The sequence below is a fragment of the Listeria costaricensis genome, assembly GCF_900183385.1.
In the GTDB taxonomy this organism is placed as follows: Bacteria; Bacillota; Bacilli; order Lactobacillales; family Listeriaceae; genus Listeria; species Listeria costaricensis.
Genome location: NZ_FXUT01000001.1, coordinates 496311 through 516937 on the forward strand (window position 1 = coordinate 496311; position 20627 = coordinate 516937).

25 protein-coding genes are annotated in these 20627 nt (G+C 46.6%); all 25 read right to left on the bottom strand.

From position 1 onward, the window contains the following. Positions 1-188 precede the first annotated feature (188 nt). A complete protein-coding gene (locus tag CS921_RS02460) occupies positions 189-1055 on the bottom strand; it encodes a glucosaminidase domain-containing protein (RefSeq protein ID WP_476738459.1) in 867 nt (288 codons plus the stop codon). A 181-nt stretch (positions 1056-1236) separates the two neighbouring features. Then, the gene (locus tag CS921_RS02465) at positions 1237-1875 is read right to left on the bottom strand and encodes an NAD(P)-dependent oxidoreductase (protein WP_099221449.1); all 639 of its coding nucleotides are present in this window, start codon (positions 1873-1875) and stop codon (positions 1237-1239) included. Between the two features lie 66 nt (positions 1876-1941). Continuing rightward, positions 1942-2367, bottom strand: a complete 426-nt coding sequence (locus CS921_RS02470; RefSeq protein ID WP_099221450.1) for an Rrf2 family transcriptional regulator — start codon at positions 2365-2367, stop codon at positions 1942-1944. Between the two features lie 90 nt (positions 2368-2457). Then, a complete protein-coding gene (locus CS921_RS02475) occupies positions 2458-3459 on the bottom strand; it encodes a glycosyltransferase family 2 protein (RefSeq protein WP_099221451.1) in 1002 nt (333 codons plus the stop codon). 12 nt (positions 3460-3471) lie between these two features. Next, complete coding sequence (locus tag CS921_RS02480; RefSeq protein WP_099221452.1) at positions 3472-4455, bottom strand: glycosyltransferase family 2 protein; 984 nt, start codon at positions 4453-4455, stop codon at positions 3472-3474. A 114-nt stretch (positions 4456-4569) separates the two neighbouring features. Continuing rightward, entirely contained in the window at positions 4570-5748 is a 1179-nt protein-coding gene (locus tag CS921_RS02485; protein WP_099221453.1) for an RtcB family protein, read from the bottom strand. Positions 5749-5980: 232 nt separating this feature from the next. Continuing rightward, positions 5981-6613, bottom strand: a complete 633-nt coding sequence (locus CS921_RS02490) for a GyrI-like domain-containing protein (protein WP_099221454.1) — start codon at positions 6611-6613, stop codon at positions 5981-5983. 96 nt (positions 6614-6709) lie between these two features. Beyond that, complete coding sequence (locus tag CS921_RS02495) at positions 6710-6928, bottom strand: hypothetical protein (RefSeq protein WP_099221455.1); 219 nt, start codon at positions 6926-6928, stop codon at positions 6710-6712. 88 nt (positions 6929-7016) lie between these two features. Continuing rightward, complete coding sequence (locus tag CS921_RS02500) at positions 7017-7487, bottom strand: threonine/serine exporter family protein (RefSeq protein WP_099221456.1); 471 nt, start codon at positions 7485-7487, stop codon at positions 7017-7019. A gap of 12 nt (positions 7488-7499) precedes the next feature. Next, positions 7500-8297 carry a threonine/serine exporter family protein gene (locus tag CS921_RS02505; RefSeq protein WP_240422285.1) on the bottom strand — a complete coding sequence of 266 codons (798 nt, stop codon included), beginning with the start codon at positions 8295-8297 and terminating at the stop codon, positions 7500-7502. A 110-nt stretch (positions 8298-8407) separates the two neighbouring features. Beyond that, positions 8408-8968, bottom strand: coding sequence for a helix-turn-helix domain-containing protein (locus CS921_RS02510; RefSeq protein ID WP_099221457.1), 561 nt, complete (start codon positions 8966-8968; stop codon positions 8408-8410). A gap of 130 nt (positions 8969-9098) precedes the next feature. After that, complete coding sequence (locus CS921_RS02515) at positions 9099-9701, bottom strand: hypothetical protein (protein ID WP_099221458.1); 603 nt, start codon at positions 9699-9701, stop codon at positions 9099-9101. 1 nt (position 9702) lies between these two features. After that, entirely contained in the window at positions 9703-11097 is a 1395-nt protein-coding gene (gene selA, locus CS921_RS02520) for an L-seryl-tRNA(Sec) selenium transferase (RefSeq protein ID WP_099221459.1), read from the bottom strand. Further along, positions 11094-12263: an aminotransferase class V-fold PLP-dependent enzyme gene (locus CS921_RS02525; RefSeq protein WP_099221460.1), complete on the bottom strand. Its 1170-nt coding sequence runs from the start codon at positions 12261-12263 to the stop codon at positions 11094-11096. Before CS921_RS02525 ends, selA begins: the two co-directional genes overlap by 4 nt. Before the next feature lie 12 nt (positions 12264-12275). Next, positions 12276-14156 (bottom strand): selenocysteine-specific translation elongation factor, encoded by a 1881-nt coding sequence (gene selB, locus CS921_RS02530; RefSeq protein ID WP_099221461.1) that lies wholly within the window; start codon positions 14154-14156, stop codon positions 12276-12278. A 13-nt stretch (positions 14157-14169) separates the two neighbouring features. Beyond that, positions 14170-14406 carry a putative Se/S carrier protein gene (locus CS921_RS02535; RefSeq protein ID WP_099221462.1) on the bottom strand — a complete coding sequence of 79 codons (237 nt, stop codon included), beginning with the start codon at positions 14404-14406 and terminating at the stop codon, positions 14170-14172. 12 nt (positions 14407-14418) lie between these two features. Further along, positions 14419-15012, bottom strand: a complete 594-nt coding sequence (gene yedF / locus CS921_RS02540; RefSeq protein ID WP_099221463.1) for a sulfurtransferase-like selenium metabolism protein YedF — start codon at positions 15010-15012, stop codon at positions 14419-14421. A gap of 13 nt (positions 15013-15025) precedes the next feature. Further along, positions 15026-16042: a selenide, water dikinase SelD gene (gene selD / locus CS921_RS02545; protein ID WP_162921666.1), complete on the bottom strand. Its 1017-nt coding sequence runs from the start codon at positions 16040-16042 to the stop codon at positions 15026-15028. A gap of 225 nt (positions 16043-16267) precedes the next feature. Further along, complete coding sequence (locus CS921_RS02550) at positions 16268-17158, bottom strand: sulfite exporter TauE/SafE family protein (RefSeq protein ID WP_099221464.1); 891 nt, start codon at positions 17156-17158, stop codon at positions 16268-16270. Between the two features lie 38 nt (positions 17159-17196). Further along, positions 17197-18216 carry a proline racemase family protein gene (locus CS921_RS02555; RefSeq protein ID WP_099221465.1) on the bottom strand — a complete coding sequence of 340 codons (1020 nt, stop codon included), beginning with the start codon at positions 18214-18216 and terminating at the stop codon, positions 17197-17199. Between the two features lie 32 nt (positions 18217-18248). Beyond that, complete coding sequence (locus CS921_RS02560) at positions 18249-18725, bottom strand: glycine/sarcosine/betaine reductase component B subunit (RefSeq protein WP_099221466.1); 477 nt, start codon at positions 18723-18725, stop codon at positions 18249-18251. Positions 18726-18824: 99 nt separating this feature from the next. Beyond that, on the bottom strand, positions 18825-19565 hold the full coding sequence (prdD, locus tag CS921_RS02565) for a proline reductase cluster protein PrdD (RefSeq protein ID WP_099221467.1): 741 nt from the start codon (positions 19563-19565) through the stop codon (positions 18825-18827). Between the two features lie 20 nt (positions 19566-19585). Further along, on the bottom strand, positions 19586-19831 hold the full coding sequence (locus CS921_RS15930) for a hypothetical protein (protein WP_205527753.1): 246 nt from the start codon (positions 19829-19831) through the stop codon (positions 19586-19588). Between the two features lie 27 nt (positions 19832-19858). Continuing rightward, complete coding sequence (locus CS921_RS15935; protein WP_205527754.1) at positions 19859-20311, bottom strand: glycine/sarcosine/betaine reductase selenoprotein B family protein; 453 nt, start codon at positions 20309-20311, stop codon at positions 19859-19861. Next, positions 20312-20614 (bottom strand): CBO2463/CBO2479 domain-containing protein, encoded by a 303-nt coding sequence (locus CS921_RS02575; RefSeq protein ID WP_099221469.1) that lies wholly within the window; start codon positions 20612-20614, stop codon positions 20312-20314. Positions 20615-20627: the final 13 nt, after the last annotated feature.

Genomic DNA, 20627 nt, shown 5'->3' on the forward strand with positions numbered 1-20627 from the left:
ATTTCATTCTATCAAAACTTTCCCGTAATCTATATTACATTTATGTATCGATTGTAACGAAATGTGCGTAAGTATTGGATTTTCTAGGCAAACTCAGGACTGATTTTTTTCTGAAAAAGCATGAAAAAAAGAACGAAACATGTCTTTTTACCTAATAATAAGACAAAGATTTCGTTCTTTTTATGTGCTTATTGGCGGACAATCTGATCACTTTTGACCCAGCCAATGGTTTTTCCATCGACAGCAAATTGATACCAAGTGGCGTCAGTTGTTTTTGCTTCGGCGATTAATTGTAGATCATCGCGCGCATAATAGCTGATTTTTTCCACTTTTTGTGCCCCAACCAATCCATAAGGCTCCGACCAGACGGTTTCATTTGCGCCATCTTTCACTTCTCCATAAGCAGAGATCTTCCTTGTAGAAAGCAGCTTTTCGTCAATTTTATCATAGATGGCCAAATCGTATTGCTCAATCAGATCTATGAGCTTATAGGCATAATCTGGATCCGTGGCATAGCCGGCTGTTACAAGGGCCTGTGCCGCTTCTTCATATCCGGACGCTTCAATGACGGGTTTATACTTATCTTTATCCCAAGAAGTGCCATTGATAAAAAGCTCGGCATGATCATCAAGTGATGCATTCCAGTCATCGTACTTGCGAAAATCAGCCTGTATTTCGATCCATTTGCCGTCTACATATTCTTTTGTTTTCATATTGACTTTCGGCACATCCCCGCTTGCCTTCACGCCAAACAAATTATTCGCTTCTTGTGCAAGATCACTTTCGCCCCAATCTGATTCCAGAATGGCTTGTGCAAGTGTAATACTTGTTAAAATTCCTTCCTCTTGCTGGATCTCCTGTGCATGCTTGGAAAGCTGATTAATAAAATTCTCTTCTTTGGACTTAAAAGCTGGCTCAGGAGCGGTTGCAATTAGATAGGCTTCACGAATAAATGCTGCGATTATTCCAAGCGAAATCAGTAAAACGAGTATGCCTGAAATCGCGAGAATACGCTTTTTCCGCTGCTGTTTCGTCAGTCTTCTCTTTTTTTTCAGTACGGGTCACGCCTTTCTCTCTTTGTTTCCCTTTCAACTAGCATACGTCACTTTAACCGGAAATGCAATCCGTCGCCGCCTTTTTATCCAATTAAAAGAGATGACCCAAATAGCCATCTCCCCAACTATAGAACAAAGTTTGAAAATATTTGGTCTGTCGTTTTTATTGATACGTGAAAAATTATTGACTGACAACGGAAAAACGTGCTCGAATATGTTCTCCTTTTTCAGCTTCATCTATCATCGCGATCGCATAGTCGGCATAGCTGATTTCACTTTGACCGGCAGCATTTACACGTAGTTGATTGCCGCCTGTCTGATAAGTCCCTGTCCGTTCTCCTTCATAGTTAAAGAATGCAGCGGGGCTTAAGTAGGTCCAGTTTAGTTGCTGATTTTGTCGCAATGTGTCGAATGCTTTGCCCATATTAGAGGCGGTTGGAAGAAAGGCTGCTGGAAAATCAGGCGTGTCCATCACACGAATCGTCTCCTCTTGATCAACATACAGACTGCCTGCTCCACCAACGATTAAGAGGCGCACCTCAGGATGACCTTCTAATAGGGTTGTCAAATGAGCGAGTGACGCCACATGCAGTTCTTCTTTTCCAGCGGGTGCGTTAAAGGCATCAATGACGATATCCTGTCCGATTAGATCGCTTTCTTCTAGGTCAAAAAGATCTTTCTCCATCACTTTGGCGGTAGTCTCGCCTAATTTTGCCCGGTTGCGGACAATGGCTGTTACTTCGTGATTTCCACGTGCCAATGCTTCTTCTAAAATTAAATGACCTGCTTTTCCTGTTGCACCTATAATGGCGATTTTCATGGTTTTCCCTCCTTGTTCGTAACAGAATTAGTTACAAATGATTGATTTTTTTACAAGGCACGAAATTCATGCCTTGCTCTTTTTTAGAATGTCTGCTGCAACATCTGCAATGCTGACAGCTGCTAACTCTTCTTCCATCTTGCGTGTGGCTGCTTGGAAAATTTCGTCGAGCGAATCCTGAATGTTGGCTCCGACTAGGCAAGCCGGATTGGGATGCTGGTGCAGATCAAAAAGTGCGGTATCGGCACTGACAGCTCGATAAACTTCCAACAGCGTGATGCTATCTGCTTCTTTAAGCAAGCGTGTCTCTGTGATGCCAGGCGCTGAATAGATTAGTCCCGCTTTTTTTAGCTGACTCATAATCCGCCGAATCACAACCGGATTGGTTCCGACACTGCCGGCGATGAACTCTGAGGTTAGCGGCTTTTCACGATTCATATCAATCAGTACCAGCGTGTGGACAGCGACACTAAAGCGAGTTGAAATGGCCATTTCTTGTCACTCCTTTGTAACCATTATAGTTACATTAGTATTTTTTGTCAACCCAAAAAAAGACAGACTCGACGGGGAGCCTGCCTGAAATCAGTGTAATTTTTTTATCGCCTTGCCGATGAAATAACAGTAGCTGTGCCATTTGAAAGCAAGTTCATTCCTTTGGAGCAGGCTCTGATACATGGCTTGTTTTCTTTTAGATAAAGCATGGATTTCGTCTGCATCCATGGCCGCTTCCATGTAACGGATGACTTCCTGCTGAATTTCTGAGCGATCCGGCTCTTTTGCGGAAAACAGCCACTCGATTAAAGAAAATAAATCGATTTCCAGAAACTTCACTTGCTTGTGTTCCTGTAGACTGCGGCTTGCTGGCACCTCTTGAAAAACCTGGTCGACAAGTCGGAGGGCATGGAGGCGATCGATCGCGAGTTTTGGCCGGTTGCGTTGCTGGGTGATGGATTTGCCGCTTGAACGAGCACGCCAAAGATAGCCAACCTCTGGTAAAACGTGGATTTGTTCGGCTTTGATCAGCGCGGTAAGAGCCACCGGAATATCCTCATAGGTACGGCCTATCTCAAAGTGCAGGTCATTGGCCTCCCAAAATGTGCGTTTGAATAATTTGTTCCAAACGGTCGTGTCATAAAGCAGCTCGGGTGTCTCTTCCAGTGTGGTTCCCCGTTTTTCTTGTTTCATATAACGTTGATGCAGGACGGACGGGTAGCGGCCTTTTGTATTTAAACGGTCGACACCAATGGTGATCACATCGGCTGGGCCGTTTTCAAGTGATGCCATCATGTGCTGATACATGCTGTCCAAAACCACATCGTCACTGTCGAGAAAACCAATATAGTCGCCTGTTGATGCGGCTACACCGCGATTTCTGGCGGCTGATAAACCGGCATTTTCCTGTGTGATCAGTTGGAATGGAAATTTCGTCTCCAACAGCGCCAGTTTTTCAGCGGTTCGATCGGTGGAGCCGTCATTGACAACGATGACTTCTTTTTCCGAATACTTTTCCGCAAAGACGGACTGAATGCACGCCTCGATATATTCCTCTACATTATAAGCAGGGATAATGATACTAATTTTCATTTTTAAAACTCCTTAAAAACCGGTTTTCTTTCTGCGTGCTTCAAATGGCACTTTCCACAGCCAGTCGCCAATCAGTAAATGTCCATTCAAATAGAAGCGAACGGCCCATTTTTTCAGTTTGGCTGTGAGACCCGTCCCGGCCTGATAATCTGCTTGCCGCCAGTTTGGAAACGACTGATCCATCTCCTGTTTGATTTTTTTCAACAGCGCTTTTCGTTCCTTCTTTGATGTTAGGTAAATAATTTTGCGTAAAATCGTCCGGTAGACTAAATGCTCCAAATATAAACGTTCCAATTCTGTTTCATTATTTTTCAAAAGGCCTAATTTCTCAAGCTCGGTTTTCACATTTTCAAGCATGGGAATGACGTCCAAAAAGCGCGCGCCATCCTGTTGGTTGGTTTGGGAATCTTTGCGGTCTACGATATAGAAATAAAGCGCCTCGCTAATTTTGACAGGGCGTGATGCTCTTAGTGCTACGACTGGCACAATGCCCAAATCTTCAAACCAATAACCTGTCGGAAAACGCAGACCTGTCCACAAATCCGCCCGGTAAAATTTATTCCAAGGAACTGTTCCGGCATCTGTTAAAAAATAACCGCTATTCCGCGGAATATATTGCTGATCGCCTTGTTCGTTTAGGTTATAAGAAGTAAAAATAACCAGATCCGCCTGTTCTCGTTCGACGTGCTGCAGACAAGTGGCGACCAGTTCCGGCGCGATATAGTCGTCGCTGTCAACCATGATTACATAGTCGCCGGTCATCAGGTCAAGTCCTTTATTTCGGGCGCTGGCCTGACCGCCATTCGGCTGCTCGATATAGCGAATTCGCGGGTCCGCATAGGCTGCAAGAATTTTTTGCGGATCGCCTGGTGAGCCGTCATTGATGAGCAGGATCTCCAAATGTGGATACGTCTGGTTCAAAATGGAGTCTAGACAGCGTTTTAAATATTTTTCTGTCTGGTAAATGGGGACAATCACACTTACTAACGGGTTCATTTCTTTTTCCTCCGAAGACTTTCTCACTCTCTAGAATACTGGTTTCACACGGGTTTGTCTAGCCATTCCCTTTTTTCAAGCAAAAGAGAGCAGGTGTAAAACCCGCTCCCTCTATCAGCCTTTAAAATTGTAAACGGGACGAATGATCTCTTCAATCGTCATGGTTTCGTGAATTTCTTCCATTAGTAGTTTCGCCGGTTTATAAGCAGCTGGTGCCTCGTCCAGTGTTTTTTTGGATACTGAGGTGGTATAAATCCCCTTCATCGCCCGCTGATAGCCCTCCAAACTGATGGCCTGCTTGGCTTTCGAGCGGCTGAGCAAGCGACCTGCACCATGCGGGGCCGAATAGTTCCATTCTGGATTGCCTTTTCCGACACCAAGGATGCTGCCATCCCGCATATTCAGCGGTACGATCAGCCGTTCACCCTGCTGGGCAGAAGTCGCCCCTTTCCGAACCATGCCTGTATCTAAATCAATAAAATTATGCACACAGTCGAACGTTTCAACCACATTCTTCTCCCATTTCATTGCTTTCAAGATTATAGCCGCCATGGTCGCACGGTTTTGGGCAGCAAATTGCTGAGCCAGTGACATGTCATGCAGATAGGCCTGCAGTGGTTCATTTTCTAAATAGGAGGCCTCATATGGTAGCTTGTTTTCTTCACGGAGCTGTCCGAGTTTAGCGGCCCGCTCCATGTTTCCTTTCTTTCTGGCGGATCGTTCGGCTTCTTTTAGTTCTTTTCGCAGCAGGTCGAGTTTTTCATAAGCGACTTCTTGGTGGAATTCAGCCACGTCTTTGCCCAAAATCCGGCTGCCGCTGTGAATGACCAGATAGAGTGCCTGCTTGCCTTCTGCCACTTCGATAAAATGGTTGCCCGATCCAAGCGTACCAAGGCTTCTTGCTGCCCAGTCGCGGCGAATGTCCGCATAAAAATGCTCCGTGGTCATGGTGGCAATCGGTTTCATAAAGGTGTCATGGCCGCTTGGAATCCGCTCCCTGATGATCCGGTCTAATTTGTCAAATGGGGTTTTCAACTTTGCCTTGCTTAGCTTGGTCACATGGATGCCACAGCCAATATCAACGCCGACAAGGCTTGGGACGACCTTATCTGACTTTGAAATGGTGGTTCCGATTACACAGCCTTTGCCGCTATGCGTGTCTGGCATAATGCGAATCGTGCTGTCCTTTAAAAAGGCATAGTTCGTCAGCGCCATGATTTGCCCGATCGTACTGTCATCCAGCTGGTCGGTAAAAACTTTGGCTTCATTGTATTTTCCTTGAATGGTTAACATGTAATCCCTCTCTTTTCCGTTCTATCCTAGGTGTATTAGAGACAAAAAAACCGCAGCCAAGAACATCTTGACTACGGGCTAACCATTTATCTTTTTCCGTCCAAAAGAAGCGGAAGATGTTGGTTGCAATCAGTTGTCAAAACTTGGCCTATTCGTTTGTTTTGTCTCGTGTCATTTTTTCCCAACATCATTTCCACCTCTTTTCGTTTCAAGTGCTTCTATTTTAGCATACTTATTCCGCGCTGGCAAAGCTTTCTTTTACCTGAACGCGCAAGACTGTTTTCAATTTGTCCAGTGCGGTTTTACGAGGATCGCTCAAATAGATTTCTTTATGATCTTTTGAAAGTCGCACGTAGCCTTCCCGCTCAGCAAAATCTGCCATTTTTTCAAAGCTTGCTGGTTCCGAATCATAGCTGCCGACATGTAGGATTTGGATGACGGCCCCTTCCGTTCGTTCTTCAAGTTTGACCGCCTCAAGCAGGGCAGGCTCTACCTTTTTAGCAGCCAGTCGTTTTGCTTCTTCAAAAACAGCCGACGTTACAAAATCCGGTTGGCGAATCATAATCGTATAGGTGAATTGAGATTTATCAAGTGGCTTTTCATCTCGCTGCTTGGTACTCCACTCGCCTTCAAGCGGATAGACGGTATATTCAAAATAGCCGGGTGGCGTCAGTCCTTTTTTCGGCATCATCCGAATAGCATATGAGAGTGCATAAAGCGCGCCGGTTTTTTCAGTAAACGCCTCGCCGTTTGGATCGCCTTCTCCTTTGATGGTGAGATACTTAAGTGTTGGTACCTCTAAAAATACAGGTTGTTGGCTCGGTAAATACAAATTCTTCTCTTGTTTCCGCCATTCATATTTCACACATATTCCCTCCCTAAATCTTCCGTTCGCTCTTCTTTATATATACGCTGAATCGTCTCCCGCGTCAAATTTTCCCCATAAAAAAACAGCAAGTGGTTACCTGCTGCGCGTTTTACGACCTTTTAACATATGCATACTGACAGCCACACAGAATGTACCTAGCGCCATCGGAATAAGCGGATTCGTGTCTCCCATTGTTGGAAGCTGAATATTAGCCGGAACTGTTTCACTTGCAGGTGTTTCTGCTGCCAGCGTATGTACCGGAATAAAGAAACAGAGACTCGCAATGAAACAAATCAGCAGAACTTTTTTCATGCTGCGCACCTTCTTCAATCTTGATTTTCTTTATTTTAACGCGCGAATCCGAAAAAAAGCTGAGGTTTACATGAGAGCTTGATTAAAATCATTTTGTTTCGATTTTTTGCCGGTTGAACGTTTTACTGAAAAGCTGTTTGACTAAAAGAAAGAGCATGTTTCCAATCGTGATTCCGCAAGCAAGCGCAACGGCAGAGGAGATCACATCGAAAAAACTAGCAGCCGCAGCCACCTTGTCCCCCGTAAAAAGCTCTTTAAAAACTTCATAGAAAGTAATCCCCGGAACGACTGGCACAAGACCGGGAATAAAGAAGACGGTCGATGGATATTTTCGCCAATAACTATAGAAGTAACTGAGCGTGCTTAAAATCAACGAACAGACAAAACTTGTGACAAAAACATTGTAGCCATGCGTACTAAGCAGCCAGTAGCCGATCCATCCGGAAGCCCCGACAATCCCTCCGGCCACCACTGTCTCTTTCGGAATCCGACATAATATCCCAAAAGAAATCGAGGCGAGAAAACTAAAAATAAAATGATAGATTAAATCGAACAGCATCCTCCCGACCTCCTAAACATGGAATAATAAAAAGACTAGTGCCACACCGCACCCGAGCGCCGCTGCAATAAATAAACTTTCAAATAGGCGAATGATCCCAGACAAATAGTGCCGGCTCATGAGATCTCGAATGGCATTGGTCACACCAATTCCCGGCACGAGCGGAATAACTGTCCCGATCATCGTCATATTAATATCCTGACCAATAAAATGAAACAGCACAAAGCCTGCGAAACAGCCGATAAAAGTAGACACAAATTCGAGAATGAACGGATAGTCGGCAATGCTGGATAATTTTTGAAAAAGGTAGTAGGCCAGAACGCCAGCCGTCATGCTACTCGGCAAATCTTCCAGGTGACCGCCAAAAATCAATACGATGGACCCACTGAGAAGTGCGGTAAAGAAAAGCTGTTTCCACATTGGATAGCGCTCTTCTTTTTGGGCGAGCTCCTGTAATTTTGATTCCATTTCCTCAAGCGTCAGCAAGTCGGCCTGATAATCCCGCGAAATTTGATTGACAGCTACGATTTTTTCCAAGTTGTAGCCTCTTGTATCGATACGCAAAAAACTGCTGTCCTCCAGGTTGGTTTTCACAAATACACCCGTAAGTGTCACATAGGTATAATAGCTTTTCCTTTGATCTGTCCCTAAACTTTTACGAATCACCCGTTCCATCGTATCCTCCACACGCGAAATCTCCGCACCGTTTTCCAGCAGCAGCTTGCCTGTAAGTAGGGCCGTTTGGATAATAAAGGCATGATCTTTGCCCGCCATCTTCTTCACCTTCGCCTTTCCTGCATTCTTCTTCATTATACTTCCAGCCTGACAAAATGAAAACCTCTTTTCTGTTCAGACCAATCGCCATAAACAAAAAAGAGGTGAAAAAGTATAAATGGACTTCTCATCCATGTGGACGGTATTCAAATTGCCTCTGCTTCTGACTCTCGCTGATGGACGAGTAACAACTTGACGGTTTGTGCCGTATCATTTCGAATGCCCTTTAAAGAAGCTGCCTCAAAATGGGCGGTGTCACCGGGTGTAAGTAGATAAACCTGATAATCAAGCTCAATATTCGGCGCCCCTGCTAGCACATAAAGGAACACTTCGCCTGTTAATTTTTGCAGAATAACTTGCTCACCGGATTGATGCGGAAAAATTTCTAAAATTCGAGGTATCATCCATTTTTCTCCTTCGTCTGCCGAAAGATTACGGATGATTTTTTCATGATCTGCATGCAAAACGGCTTGCTCATGCGTCTTCAGAATATGTTTGCCCGATGGATGCTTATTTTCAAAAAAATACTGAATATCTCTATCTAAAAAGCCCGCCATTTTGATGAGCGCTTCGACGGAAACGGTTCGCATGCCTCTTTCAAACTGTGACAGATATCCGGCAGACAGATCTACCTGATCGCCAAGCTCTTTGAGTGTCAGCTTCTTTTCGATGCGTGCCGCTTTGACTTTTTGACCAATTTCATACATGCTTTATCCTCCTTCTTTCTTATGAACCTCTCTAACAGGCTTACTAACAAGACTTATTATAGCAATCCTCGCGCCTGTTTGACAAATACAGAAAGCGACAGTTCAGCTTCTTTTCTGCTGAATTGTCGCTTTAGAACCGATAGACTTTGTCATATCGCCAATCTGTGCTGTGCTCACCTTGAAGAGGCTGTTCGTAAAGAGTAAATCCGGCTTCCTGATGATGAAATTTCTCCCCGATTCGCCAATTTGTGTACCAGTTGGTAAACCGGTTAGGCCATTTTTCAGGCGTAAATGGTAACTCTTCCTCCAACTCAAACCGAAGCTTTGGTAGCTCCTCGCCGATGATTGTCTGTTGATAAAAGCCGTCAAAGGATGGCCCAAAGATCTCCTGTAGCTTTTCTTTGCGCCAAGCTGGAAATAAGGAGGCATTTTTTGCCAGCTCGTCTGTTAGCACATGAAACTTATTGAGGTGATAAACACGACGCATTTCCTCCAAAGATAGTAGCGAACCTGTTTTCAAAATCACGGCGGCCTCTGCTAAAAGTTGCTGATTGCGCCCGATTACATGAAGAAAATAAACGGCAAATTCGTCTTCATGAATTTGAAAATAGTCGTCTGCGGCATACTTGCAAATGCCCGTTTCAGCCGTTTTTTGCAGTACCGCCAAAAGATCCACTTGTCGATTGGTCGAAACCTGTTGATATTTGACTTCCACTGTCTGAAGAATTTCCATCTTAGTCCTCCTTCCCTGTCAGAATCTGCCGAATCGATTGGGCGATTAGTAGGATTTCCTCTTTTTCAACCGTTCGCATATCAAAAAGTAGCTCATCCTGCTGAACACGCACGATAATCGGAATTTCGAGTTTCCGAAGGGCGACTTCCAAATTTTGAACACCAAAAGCCTGCGGTCGAACTGCCACAACAAAGGTAGGAAGCTTAACATCCGGCATTGAGCCGCCGCCAATTTGCGCGATACTTTCTTTGACTTCACTATGAAGCTCCGCCAAGCCAGCCAATTCGTCTTTTAAATAAGAAGCTTTTTCCTGAAGTGCTTCAACCGGTGTCGATAGCATCCGATAAAAAGGTAGCTTTTCACTGATTTCCTGTTCATCCAAATAAAGTCGAAGCGTTCCCTCTAGCGCCGCAATCGTCATCTTGTCGACACGTAGCGCACGGGTCAGCTGATTCTTTTTAAGCGCATCAATGAACGTTTTTTTGCCCACGATTACGCCTGCCTGTGGGCCACCCAAAAGCTTGTCCCCGCTGAATGTCACAATATCCGCTCCCGCCGCCAGAGCCTCCTGGACAGTTTCTTCATGCTGAATGCCATATTTTTCCAGGTTTACCAAAATTCCGCTCCCCATATCATAAAAAAGCGGCACTTGACATTCATCTGCTAACGGGCGTAGTTGCTGGATCGAAACGCTTTCTGTAAACCCCTCAATATGAAAATTACTGGTATGCACTTTTAGAAAGGCACTCGTTTTTTCCGGATCAAACGCTTGTTCATAGTCGGCTAAGTGCGTCTTATTCGTTGTCCCGACTTCCCTGAGCACTGCACCGCCCAGCTGCATGATTTCCGGAATACGAAAGGAACCGCCAATTTCGACCAGTTCCCCGCGCGAGACGATCACCTCTTTTTGGCGGCAAAAGGTCGCAAGTAGCAGCAGGACTGCCGCTGCATTGTTATTGACGATCAGCGCACTTTCTGCTCCGGTCAGTTTGGTCAGTAGTTTTTCGAGATGCTGGTAACGCGAACCCCGTCTACCGCTTTCAAGATCATATTCCACGTTGGTAAACTCAAAGGCCGCATCATAGAGCTGCTCCTGCACGGCCAAGCTCAATTTCGCCCGCCCTAAGTTGGTATGCAGAATTGTCCCTGTCGCATTGATCACTTTTCGACAACTGGCCGAATAATCTTTTTGAAGTAAAGCCGAGGCCGCCGCACAAAGAGCTGTAGTGGTTGCCGGCTCCTTTTCTATCTGCTGCATCTGCTGTTCGCGTTCTTTTTTGACGGCAAAGCGCAACGCATCTGTCACGAGTTCTCGTGGAAATTCTTGCAGCAAACGGGCAGCTTCCGGCGTATGTAAAAGTGTATGAATAGCCGGAACCTGAATTTTCTGCTTCATTCTGCTTCCTCCTTTGTTCTTTTTTGTGCAAGCTGGCGAACCGCACCTACCGCCTGCTCGATTTCTTCCGGTGTGGTAAAACTGGAAAAGCTGAAACGGACCATTCCCTGCTGCTCGGTTCCATAATGCCGGTGGATCAGTGGGGCACAGTGCAGTCCCCCTCGACAAGCAATCCCATATTCTGCCATCAACTGGCAAGCGACCTCATTGGAATCCAGACTGCCAATATTCAGACTGACAAGACTGGGTGCTGCGGCTTTATCATACCCATAGAAATGAACACCTGGTTCGTCTGCTAGCGCCTGATAAAACTTTCCGGCGGCTTGTTTGGCCCTTTTTCCAGCTTGAGGATGTGTCTCTAAATAGGCCAGACCAGCTCCCAGCCCGATAATACTAGGCGTGCTGAGTGTCCCGGCTTCCAAATGTTCCGGAAGTTGCGACGGCATCGTTTCCGCTTGCGAAAAGACACCCGTTCCACCATCCAAAAGCGGCTCAATCTGGCTTGCAAGAGATTCACGCAGCACAAGTCCACCGCTTCCCTGTGGCCCATATAGCGATTTATGCCCGGTAAAAATCAGCGCATCCATCTTCATCTGCCCCATGTCGATCGGCTCGATACCTGCTGTTTGGGCGACATCGACAAAAAATGCCAGCTCATAGGCGGTACAAAGCGCGCCCAGCGTCTGCAAGTCATTCCGACATCCTGTCACATTGGAGGCATGGCTTGTAACAATTGCTCGCGTCACACCAGGACGAATGGCAGCCCGAAACTGTTCGACCGATGCCCTGCCAGTTTCAGAGTCGAGCGGCAAAATGGTCAGCTCCACACCCTGCTGCTGCAAATGATAGAGCGGTCGCAAAATCGCATTGTGTTCCATTTCAGTGGTGATGATATGGTCCCCCGGCCGCAAAAAACCTTTCAGCAAAATGTTGGCAGCTTCCGTCGCATTTTTCGTAAAAACGGTCTCCATTTCCTCGTCATCCGCTGAAAAATAAGCTTTGACAGCCTCGCGCACCGCCGTGACTGCATGGAGTCCCCGCAAACTGGCCGCATGTCCCGCCCTTGTCGGATTGCCGATCGTTTGCCCAGCAATCGCTTCAAACACTGCTTCGGCCACTTCTTTCGGCTTGACAAGTGTCGTTGAGGCATTGTCCAAATAGATCATCTCGTTCTCCTTTCAGCCAAGCACACGATAATTTTCCACCCGCTTGGTTATCCCTTCCTTGTCGAGCGTTTCTAAAATTAGCATCGCATAGCGGCGACTCGACCCGGTTAGATCGCGAAAATCAGCCAGCGTCATTTTGCCATGTGCGGCGATACATGTCTGACTGATGGTGATCGCTTTTTCATAATAGTCGCGCGCAATAACAAATTCGTGATCCAGCCTGACAAGACTGCTACCCGTCAAATAGGCAACCATTTCAAGCAGATTCTCCTGCCCAGCCGTCAATTCTTCGACACTTCTAGGTGTAAAACCGTCCTGCATTAGAGCCGCTTCGATTTGCTGCCGTTCTTTTTCCTGATAAGGGTTCAATTTGATTTCATATGAAGCTGACTGGATTTGATCGCGTTCCATCCGAAGCTTGCCAGACTCAGCCAGCCACGCCAAGCACGCTTCCAATTGCTTGATCGGAATTTCAATCCCCGCTTTTTCAAAGAGTTCCGCTTTCGGCATCCCATAACGAAGCCGGTAGCGTTTATGATAGCGCATCAGTATCTCTTCCAATCGATCACTTAATTGCGCAAACCGCTCGAACGTCGTGTATTTATCGCCAATTTTCACGAGTGCCTGAGTCGCTTCTAGCTCCTGCAAATAAGGTTTCGTTTCCTCAGGCGTTTTGCCAATGTACTGACTGATGGCCGCTTCTTCTGAAAATACTTCGCGCCGCTTATTCAAAAAGGCCGCAATCACCACAACGGTACTGCTGCTCGCTTGCGTTTCGAGTGCAGTCACGACGTCCTCATGAAAACGTTTGTGTTTAGCAGGATGGGGATCGATCACCCGGCCACCACCAAGCGTATACATCGGTGAATAGTTACGAATAATAAACGCATCGTTCTTCTTGACGGCCACCTGTTCTTCCAATCTGAGCTGCACGAAGCCGGTTTCTCCCGGGGCGATTTCTTCTTGACCGATCGGAACGGCCCGCGCCATGACTTCACTCGTACCGATATAAAGACGAACCCGATCCCACAAAACCAGACTTTCCGGTGCATTTTGAAGCAAATTTAGCTCCACATCCAGCATCCAGCTGACCTCGAGCTGATCAGATGGCGCCAGTGTGCAGCCGCGTTTCAATTCTGCCGCTTTCACACCTGTGATGTTTAAAGCCGTCCGCATTCCTGCGCTTGTTTGTGAAACATTTTCTTCATGGATCTGAATATTTCTAACCTTGACTTTCTGACAAGCCGGATACAGCATTAGTTCCTCGCCGGTATGGATTTCGCCCTGCAAAAGTGTGCCCGTGACAACCGTACCAAAGCCTTTGACCGTAAAAGCCCGATCAATTGGCATGTAAGGAAATAGGGCGGTATTCTGCTCTGGCAATTCCGTTGTCAACTGGTCGATTTTTTCAACAAGCGGCTCCAAGCCAATCCGTTCAACCGCGTCCACAAATAATAGCGGTGCCGTTTCCAAAAAGCCACTCGCCAGCTGTTCACGAATATCAAGCTCCACCAGTTCCCGCATTTCCTCGTCAACCAGCCCACATTTTGTAACCACAATAATAAAATTTTCCACGCCAAGCAGTTCTAAAATGGCGGCATGTTCTTTCGTCTGCGGCATGACCCCCTCCTGCGCATCAATCACGAGCAGAACGAGCTCCACCCCCTGTGCTCCGGCCAGCATATTTTTCATAAAGCGTTCATGCCCGGGCACATCCACAATTCCAGCCATTCGACCACTTGGGAGTTCAAAATAGGCAAACCCCAGATCAATCGAGAGCCCCCGTTTTTTTTCTTCCTTTGTCGTATCTGTTTCCATTCCGGTCAGCGCGCGAATTAGCGTCGTCTTGCCATGATCGACATGCCCGGCGGTTCCGATCACGATTCTTTTCATCGATTAACTCCTTTCAATCTTCCAGCTGCCGGTACTCGCTCTCTGTTTTCAGGTAGACAACCCCGGAAAATTTCTCGGCGAGATGAGAGACAGCTGGTTGATCTTCTGTTTCTGCAAGAAGTGCCAATCCGCAACTGGCTGAAATTTTGACCGGCAGCGGTATCAAGCGACTATCTGCAAACTGTTTTTGAAAAGCCGTTTCAGCTTTTAACGCAAATTTTGTAGAAGGAAAGCTGATCAGAAATGTCATTTTCCTTCACCTCTACGGTTCAATAACCGGATACTGCTGCATCAGCTCTACAATCCGGTACATATTGGTAATTTCACCCACTGCCAGTTCCTCAGTTAGCCCATAAAAATCCAGACAGATGCCACAGGTCGCAATCCAAGTGCCGGCAGCAGCCATTTTTTGCAAATCTTGCAGACTCTTTGACCGAGCAGTTGTCAAAAATGCCCCGCGATTATAAAAAAGTATTGCCGTCGGGAATGCCTCTTGCTCACTACAAGCAAAGAGAAAATTCCGCAAAAGTGTCTCGCCCAATTCCGTGTCGCCACTGCCCATCTGGTCACTTCCAATCACCACGATTTTAGGCAGCAGTACCTCTTCTGTTTCAACCGGTGCAACTTCATTTGCTGCATCGCCTTCTGTCCGGGCAATCGTCACCTGATAATGCCGCTCAGCCACTTTTTTAGTTTGTGCCGAGAGCCCGAGCTGTTCAGCCATTTTCGTCAGATTTTGTGTCGCGATTTCATTGTCCACTTCTACGCATAATGTTTCTGTCGTTTCCTTTAAAGCCTTGCGTGTTTGAATGACAGGCAGCGGACAGGCTTTTCCCATCGCATCAATCATTTTCATCTCGTCTTCCTCCTTATCGAATCGTGATCGAGTGAGCCGCTTTTTCCGTAAAGCGCCCAATTATCTGGGCGGTCAAGCCTTGCTGCTGCAGTTTTAGACACAGCTGTTCGGCATCCGTTTTTGGCAAAGCGATGAGCAATCCGCCCGATGTTTGCGGGTCAAATAGCACTTCCTCCAAGGCAAAATCAGCTTCCTGAAAATCGACCACTTCTTGCAGATGATTCCGATTTCGCTGACCGCCCGCTGTCCCGAGAAAATGCGCCGCCGCTTCTTTAGCACCGGACAAAATCGGAATATTGGCAGCGGTCAGCTCCACACTTTGCTCCTCAGCGATCATCTCACTTAAATGTCCCAGCAGCCCAAAACCCGTTACATCCGTCATCGCATGCACGTGGAAATCACGCGCCGCTTCTGAGGCTGCTTTATTCAACGTTTCCATCGAATTAAGCGCTGCGGCAAAATCAGCCTCCTCCACCTCGCCCACACTGTAGCCAGTTGTGATCAAGCCTGTCCCAAGTGGCTTCGTCAAAACGAGCCGATCATCAAGCTCAGCCCCTCGATTTGTCAAAATGGCTGCCGGATGGATCGTGCCGCTGACTGAAAGCCCATATTTGATTTTCGGATCATGGATCGAGTGCCCCCCTGCCAAAATCACACCCGCCTCAAGCAATATATCCATCCCGCCTTTTAATATTGCTTCAAGTGGGTCTAACGGCTGCTCTTCCGGATAGCACACCAAATTGAGTGCTGTGATCGGCTGGCCACCCATGGCATAGACATCGCTCAGTGCATTACAAGCCGCAATCCGTCCGAAATGATAGGGATCGGCCACCATTGCAGGAAAAAAGTCGACCGTTTGAATCAAAGCCAGCTCCTCCGTTAAACGAATCACCGCCGCATCATCCGCATGGTCAAACCCAACCAGTAGCTGGTCACTTTTCGGCTGTTGGATATTTTTCAAAAGCCCGGAAAGCACATCTACACCCATTTTGGCATTACAACCGCCACAAATAATCAAATCCTTGCTCATTTTTCAATCAGTTCCTTTCATCGCAACTTTTCACATGCCTCTTTATTTGACACTCACTTTGAGCTCTGACCCGCCCATAATGAAAAGTGTCGCTTGAAGAATGCCCCACAGAATACCGAAAACGGTCCTGCGCTCATTCTTCCCCATTGACTGCCATAAAATGCCCCCAGCTGTCAGTAGTTGTAAACAAAGGGAAACGGAACGCTCCGTCTCCCTTTTGATGTTTTATTCGGACACGGTTTTCGGATCCGTTTTGCGGAAACCAGAAATCAGCATGGTGATGGATGTGTAGACAACCACCGCAATAATGATCCAAGTAAGGACCGTCAAATCCATACTTTTCACAAACTGAACGGCCACGATGACCCCTAGGATCCCACCGATTGTCAAACCAATCACGCCCTTTTTGGAATACCGGTCATGTTTGATAAATTCAAGACTCGCAACAGGCATCAGCGCCGAGCAGGAAGTCATCATGATTGGGAATGCCACTAGCGGATTCAGTCCCAGCATGAAAACCATCGCCATACAAGGTGCATAAAGTCCCACACCTGCCGTCATCAAAGCGCCTAGGATAAAGTTGCCGACAATCGCCACAACAAGCAATCCGCCGCTAAGTCCCATCGCCTTGTTGCCTTTTCCTAACAAATCAAGAAGCTGCAACTGTTGAAGCGCCATCAGAACAGCCGTAATCGCCAGGGCAATCCCCATCGCCGCTTGAATTTTCTTTTCAGGCAGTTTGGAAACCGTCCGCGCCCCAATAAAAGAGCCGACCATTGCCGCAAGCACCATCGAAACAAGCGTAACCGGGTCTACTTCTACAACTGTAATAAAAAGAAAGGCCTCAACAATTACCGGAATCGCATGTCCGGCATTCAGTGTTCCCGGCAGCAGTTCGTCATTTTTTAGAAAACGGGTAATTTTAAAACCAAGTGTTGTCGTGGCAAACGAGCCGATTCCGAGCGCATCAAGAAAGTCTGTAATAAATCCGACAATCCCAGCCACCCAAACGTTTTCTTTTCCCCAATCGCCTCGATGGGCCACTAAATCCTTTATCAAATAAATCGCAAAAACTGTCCCAACTACTAAAAGTAAACCTAAAATCGCTGTAACCATTCTCCTCTTCCTTTCTGTAACTCATTTTCCAAAGGCTGTTATTTCAGGATAAAACCATTGACAAGAGGGTCTTCTGGGTCAAACAGAAATGAATTGAAACCTGTAATATAGGCAGAACCAGTCACTTCCGGTATGATCGCATTTAAGTCGCCAGCTTGGGTCTCTTTCACGACTCGGCCTTTGAATAAAGTGCCTAAAATACTTTCATAGACAAACGGTTCATCGATTTTAAGTTCTCCCTTCGCATAAAGGGTGGCCAGTTTTGCACTCGTTCCCGTACCGCACGGCGACCGGTCCACTTGACCTTCACCAAAGATCACCACATTTTTATAAGTCGCATCCGGATGCGTCGGCTCGTCATAGATTTCCACCAAGTCGACCGTTTGGATATGCGGCAATGTTGGGTGCTGAATGTCGACCTGCCGATTGATTTCAGCAAGTAGCTTCATCGCTTTTTCAGTCAGCTGCGAGGCATTTTCCGGTTTGATTTCAAGGCCCAACTCTTTCGCATGGATAATCGCAAAGAAGCTGCCACCAAAGGAAATGTCAAATGTCACATCGCCCACTTCCGGAACATGCAGGGAAACGCCTTCTTTATAAAGGAAACTTGGCACATTTTGGAAAGATACTTCCTTTACTTTATTGCCATCTTCATGAAGAAAAGCCGTTGCATGCACAAGCCCAGCTGCTGTATCAAGCACTACTTTCGCCGTGTCTGCCGTCTGATCATAGTCGACCATGCCCGTTTCGATTGCAGCAGTTACTGCAGCAATCGTATTATGACCGCACATGTTCAGATAGCCGCCACCGTCCATAAAAATGATGCCAAAATCAGCTTCCTTATGGGTTGGTGCGGTCAAAAAGGCGCCAAACATGTCATTATGCCCGCGCGGTTCGTGCATTAGCGCTTTTCTAAGTGAATCCTGATGATCAATCAAATATTGTCTTTTCTCAGCCATCGTATCCCCCGGAATATTCGGAATGCCTCCCGTAATAATACGCGCTGCTTCTCCTGCTGTATGAGAGTCAATCGCTGAGATCATTTTGGATAATTTCATTTTCTTACCTCCGATTTTTGAACGTTCAAATTTTAGGCGTTTCGCGAATCCTGCCTCATTTTCAACTTCAAAAACGCGAGTGCTTTTCTTGCATCTAGTGCATCTACATTGTTTTCACCAACGACTTCGGTTTCAATTCCCTCCGCCGATTTATTGATATCAACAACAAATTCTGTAAACGCATTTTCAACGACAAATTTTGCCTGCGTGCCGATAAATTTCAGCCCGACAACGGAGATTCCACGACTTCCAATCTCCTCCATCGCACCGGCAAAATCAACATCGGTATTGCCCCAGCCGTCCGCTGAAACTATAGCACCGCTCGCGCCCATACTTTCTACAAGCGCAGCCGCCCGATTGCCGACAAAATGCTTCATTTTATTGTCCTGAGGCGTTCCAGCTATGACAATCCCCGTCAGCTGAATATCTTTATCCTCATCTAAAACAGCTAACACTGGGTCGCGAAAATGATGTAAACTCGTCTCTTTTGTAGATGGTCCAACACCCATTTCAAGACTCCTCTCTGAATTTGATAAACTTCTCACAAACTTTCCCAACAACGAACCAGAGAAAGCATATTCGCCCCCTCTGATTCCTGCTGTTCCAAATCAAGTCAGCGAGCGCAAAGCTCCGTCCCGATATTCATTTGGCGATAAAACGACAGGCATATTGGCCAAATCAATATTCGAGAAACCGTCCTCGGCTCCGCTTGGTTCAGACGGAAAAAGCAAATTGTCATACATTGCGCCTTGACCGGCAACGAGTTTGACGAGCGCAACACGTTCTTTTCCATTCGGTTTCCGAGGTGGATCAGGAAATTCATGTCGCTCAGTTGCTTCTTTTCCATTTATCATTTTCAAAATGTCTCGAACAGGCTGGATAAATGCATCACTGGCCTGAAACATTGAAAATGCAAGACTTCGCGTAAAGACGGGTGCATCCTTCAAAAGAATATCGATATGAACGATAAAGTCATCTTCACCGGGTGTTCCGGCACGTCCGAAAATGATCTTTTCATCCAAGTATCCTTCCGATGAGCCAAATTCGTGCATCTGTCTGCCCGTTTGATCGCCCCCTGTTACAAGGACATAGACACCCGTTAGCGTGTGGGTGACACCATTTCCGCATTCACCGAGCACTTTCGTTGAGATCGGCACGATATCCATGATCGAATTGGTCTCAATATGACGCGCATCTGGCGGAATCACTTGAATGTCTACTTTTTCAAACACTTCGGGAAACAGATAGCCGTCCTTTGGTACAAGTGGAAAAATCAATTTCCCTTCTTCAATGGCTGCTTTTTTGCCCGTCTCTACTGACTGCATATGAAAACTTTTGATGGTTAGCATAGCAAAAACTCCTAACCGTTTTAGATGTGTGCAATATATTCATATGGAAGCGGAACGATTTTGCCAGCACTCGGAATGGCAACAAGCTGTTCCAATGTGTCTTTCAAAATCGCATGCTGCATCTCAATGTTATGTGGTTCCCCTGCATTGGCACCCATTGGCATAAGCGGTGCAACTGCACGAGGTGAACCGTTTTGGCGCACTACTGGAGGTAATGCTGCAATAAGGATGGTTGGAATACCGGCTTCTTCAATAGCTCTCTGCACGATCACGGCAGTTCTGTGGCATGTGCCTCAACCGGCGGTCAAAACGACCGCATCAACCTCCTCTTCCTTCAAGCGACGTGCGATTTCAGGACCCGTTTCTTCAGTGAAAACTTCCTGATTACCGCCACCTCCCATGAAGCCGAAATGCATCGGCGCAACATCTTTAATGATTCCTTCTGCCGCAAGTTCATTCAAGCGGTCAATCGGGAACATACAGTTAACATCTTTATTCACATCGGCATTATCATACCCACCATGCGAAACCATCAACTCGCTGCTAGGAGTTTCACGAGGAATCTCGCGGTATGACGTATCCCCCGCCAAGTTGAAGCGTTTATCGGACTTCAAGTGAACGCCCGCTGCCGTTGCAAGGGCAACACGCATTTCTTTCAATTCTTTGGTCACTGCGGTAAAGACAGGTTTCGGCGTGATCGGTACAAAAATTTCCGATTGCAAGCCTTCTGTGACTGTAAGTTTCATTTATTCTGCTCCTTTCTCACTCAGTCGGGCACGAATTTCGTCCCGGCGTTTTTTGGTTTCTTCGATCGCTTCCACATACTTATCATCCGGCTCTTCTGCAAGGACTTCCGGGTAGCTCATCATAAAGCCTACCTCTTGTCCAAGTGCCAGCTCATACTGACTGATCAGCATCCGCCGCGGAACCTTGAATGTTCCCAGCCGGCCTTTGATGTCAATCGTCACACTCGCATCCGTAATTTCAACGAGGATGCCTTCAAACATTCTTTCAGTGGATTGATATTTCAGCAGATCTTCTCTATTCATAATTCACCTTCAC

Bases quoted from the DNA above. Each gene is read 5' to 3' on its own strand.
- CS921_RS02505 (WP_240422285.1), bottom strand. From the start codon at position 8,297: ATGAAGAAGAATGCAGGAAAGGCGAAGGTGAAGAAGATGGCGGGCAAA.
- selD (WP_162921666.1), bottom strand. From the start codon at position 16,042: ATGAGCAAGGATTTGATTATTTGTGGCGGTTGTAATGCCAAAATGGGT.
- CS921_RS02480 (WP_099221452.1), bottom strand. From the start codon at position 4,455: ATGAACCCGTTAGTAAGTGTGATTGTCCCCATTTACCAGACAGAAAAA.
- CS921_RS02515 (WP_099221458.1), bottom strand. From the start codon at position 9,701: ATGGAAATTCTTCAGACAGTGGAAGTCAAATATCAACAGGTTTCGACC.
- CS921_RS15935 (WP_205527754.1), bottom strand. From the start codon at position 20,311: ATGAAACTTACAGTCACAGAAGGCTTGCAATCGGAAATTTTTGTACCG.
- CS921_RS02525 (WP_099221460.1), bottom strand. From the start codon at position 12,263: ATGATCTATTTGGACAATGCCTCAACGACACTTGTCAAGCCGAAAGAA.
- selA (WP_099221459.1), bottom strand. From the start codon at position 11,097: ATGAAGCAGAAAATTCAGGTTCCGGCTATTCATACACTTTTACATACG.
- CS921_RS02555 (WP_099221465.1), bottom strand. From the start codon at position 18,216: ATGAAATTATCCAAAATGATCTCAGCGATTGACTCTCATACAGCAGGA.
- CS921_RS02575 (WP_099221469.1), bottom strand. From the start codon at position 20,614: ATGAATAGAGAAGATCTGCTGAAATATCAATCCACTGAAAGAATGTTT.
- yedF (WP_099221463.1), bottom strand. From the start codon at position 15,012: ATGAAAATGATTGATGCGATGGGAAAAGCCTGTCCGCTGCCTGTCATT.
- selB (WP_099221461.1), bottom strand. From the start codon at position 14,156: ATGAAAAGAATCGTGATCGGAACCGCCGGGCATGTCGATCATGGCAAG.
- CS921_RS02510 (WP_099221457.1), bottom strand. From the start codon at position 8,968: ATGTATGAAATTGGTCAAAAAGTCAAAGCGGCACGCATCGAAAAGAAG.
- CS921_RS02500 (WP_099221456.1), bottom strand. From the start codon at position 7,487: ATGCTGTTCGATTTAATCTATCATTTTATTTTTAGTTTTCTCGCCTCG.
- CS921_RS02535 (WP_099221462.1), bottom strand. From the start codon at position 14,406: ATGACATTTCTGATCAGCTTTCCTTCTACAAAATTTGCGTTAAAAGCT.
- prdD (WP_099221467.1), bottom strand. From the start codon at position 19,565: ATGCTAACCATCAAAAGTTTTCATATGCAGTCAGTAGAGACGGGCAAA.
- CS921_RS02470 (WP_099221450.1), bottom strand. From the start codon at position 2,367: ATGGCCATTTCAACTCGCTTTAGTGTCGCTGTCCACACGCTGGTACTG.
- CS921_RS02485 (WP_099221453.1), bottom strand. From the start codon at position 5,748: ATGTTAACCATTCAAGGAAAATACAATGAAGCCAAAGTTTTTACCGAC.
- CS921_RS02550 (WP_099221464.1), bottom strand. From the start codon at position 17,158: ATGGTTACAGCGATTTTAGGTTTACTTTTAGTAGTTGGGACAGTTTTT.
- CS921_RS02495 (WP_099221455.1), bottom strand. From the start codon at position 6,928: ATGAAAAAAGTTCTGCTGATTTGTTTCATTGCGAGTCTCTGTTTCTTT.
- CS921_RS02465 (WP_099221449.1), bottom strand. From the start codon at position 1,875: ATGAAAATCGCCATTATAGGTGCAACAGGAAAAGCAGGTCATTTAATT.
- CS921_RS02475 (WP_099221451.1), bottom strand. From the start codon at position 3,459: ATGAAAATTAGTATCATTATCCCTGCTTATAATGTAGAGGAATATATC.
- CS921_RS02560 (WP_099221466.1), bottom strand. From the start codon at position 18,725: ATGGGTGTTGGACCATCTACAAAAGAGACGAGTTTACATCATTTTCGC.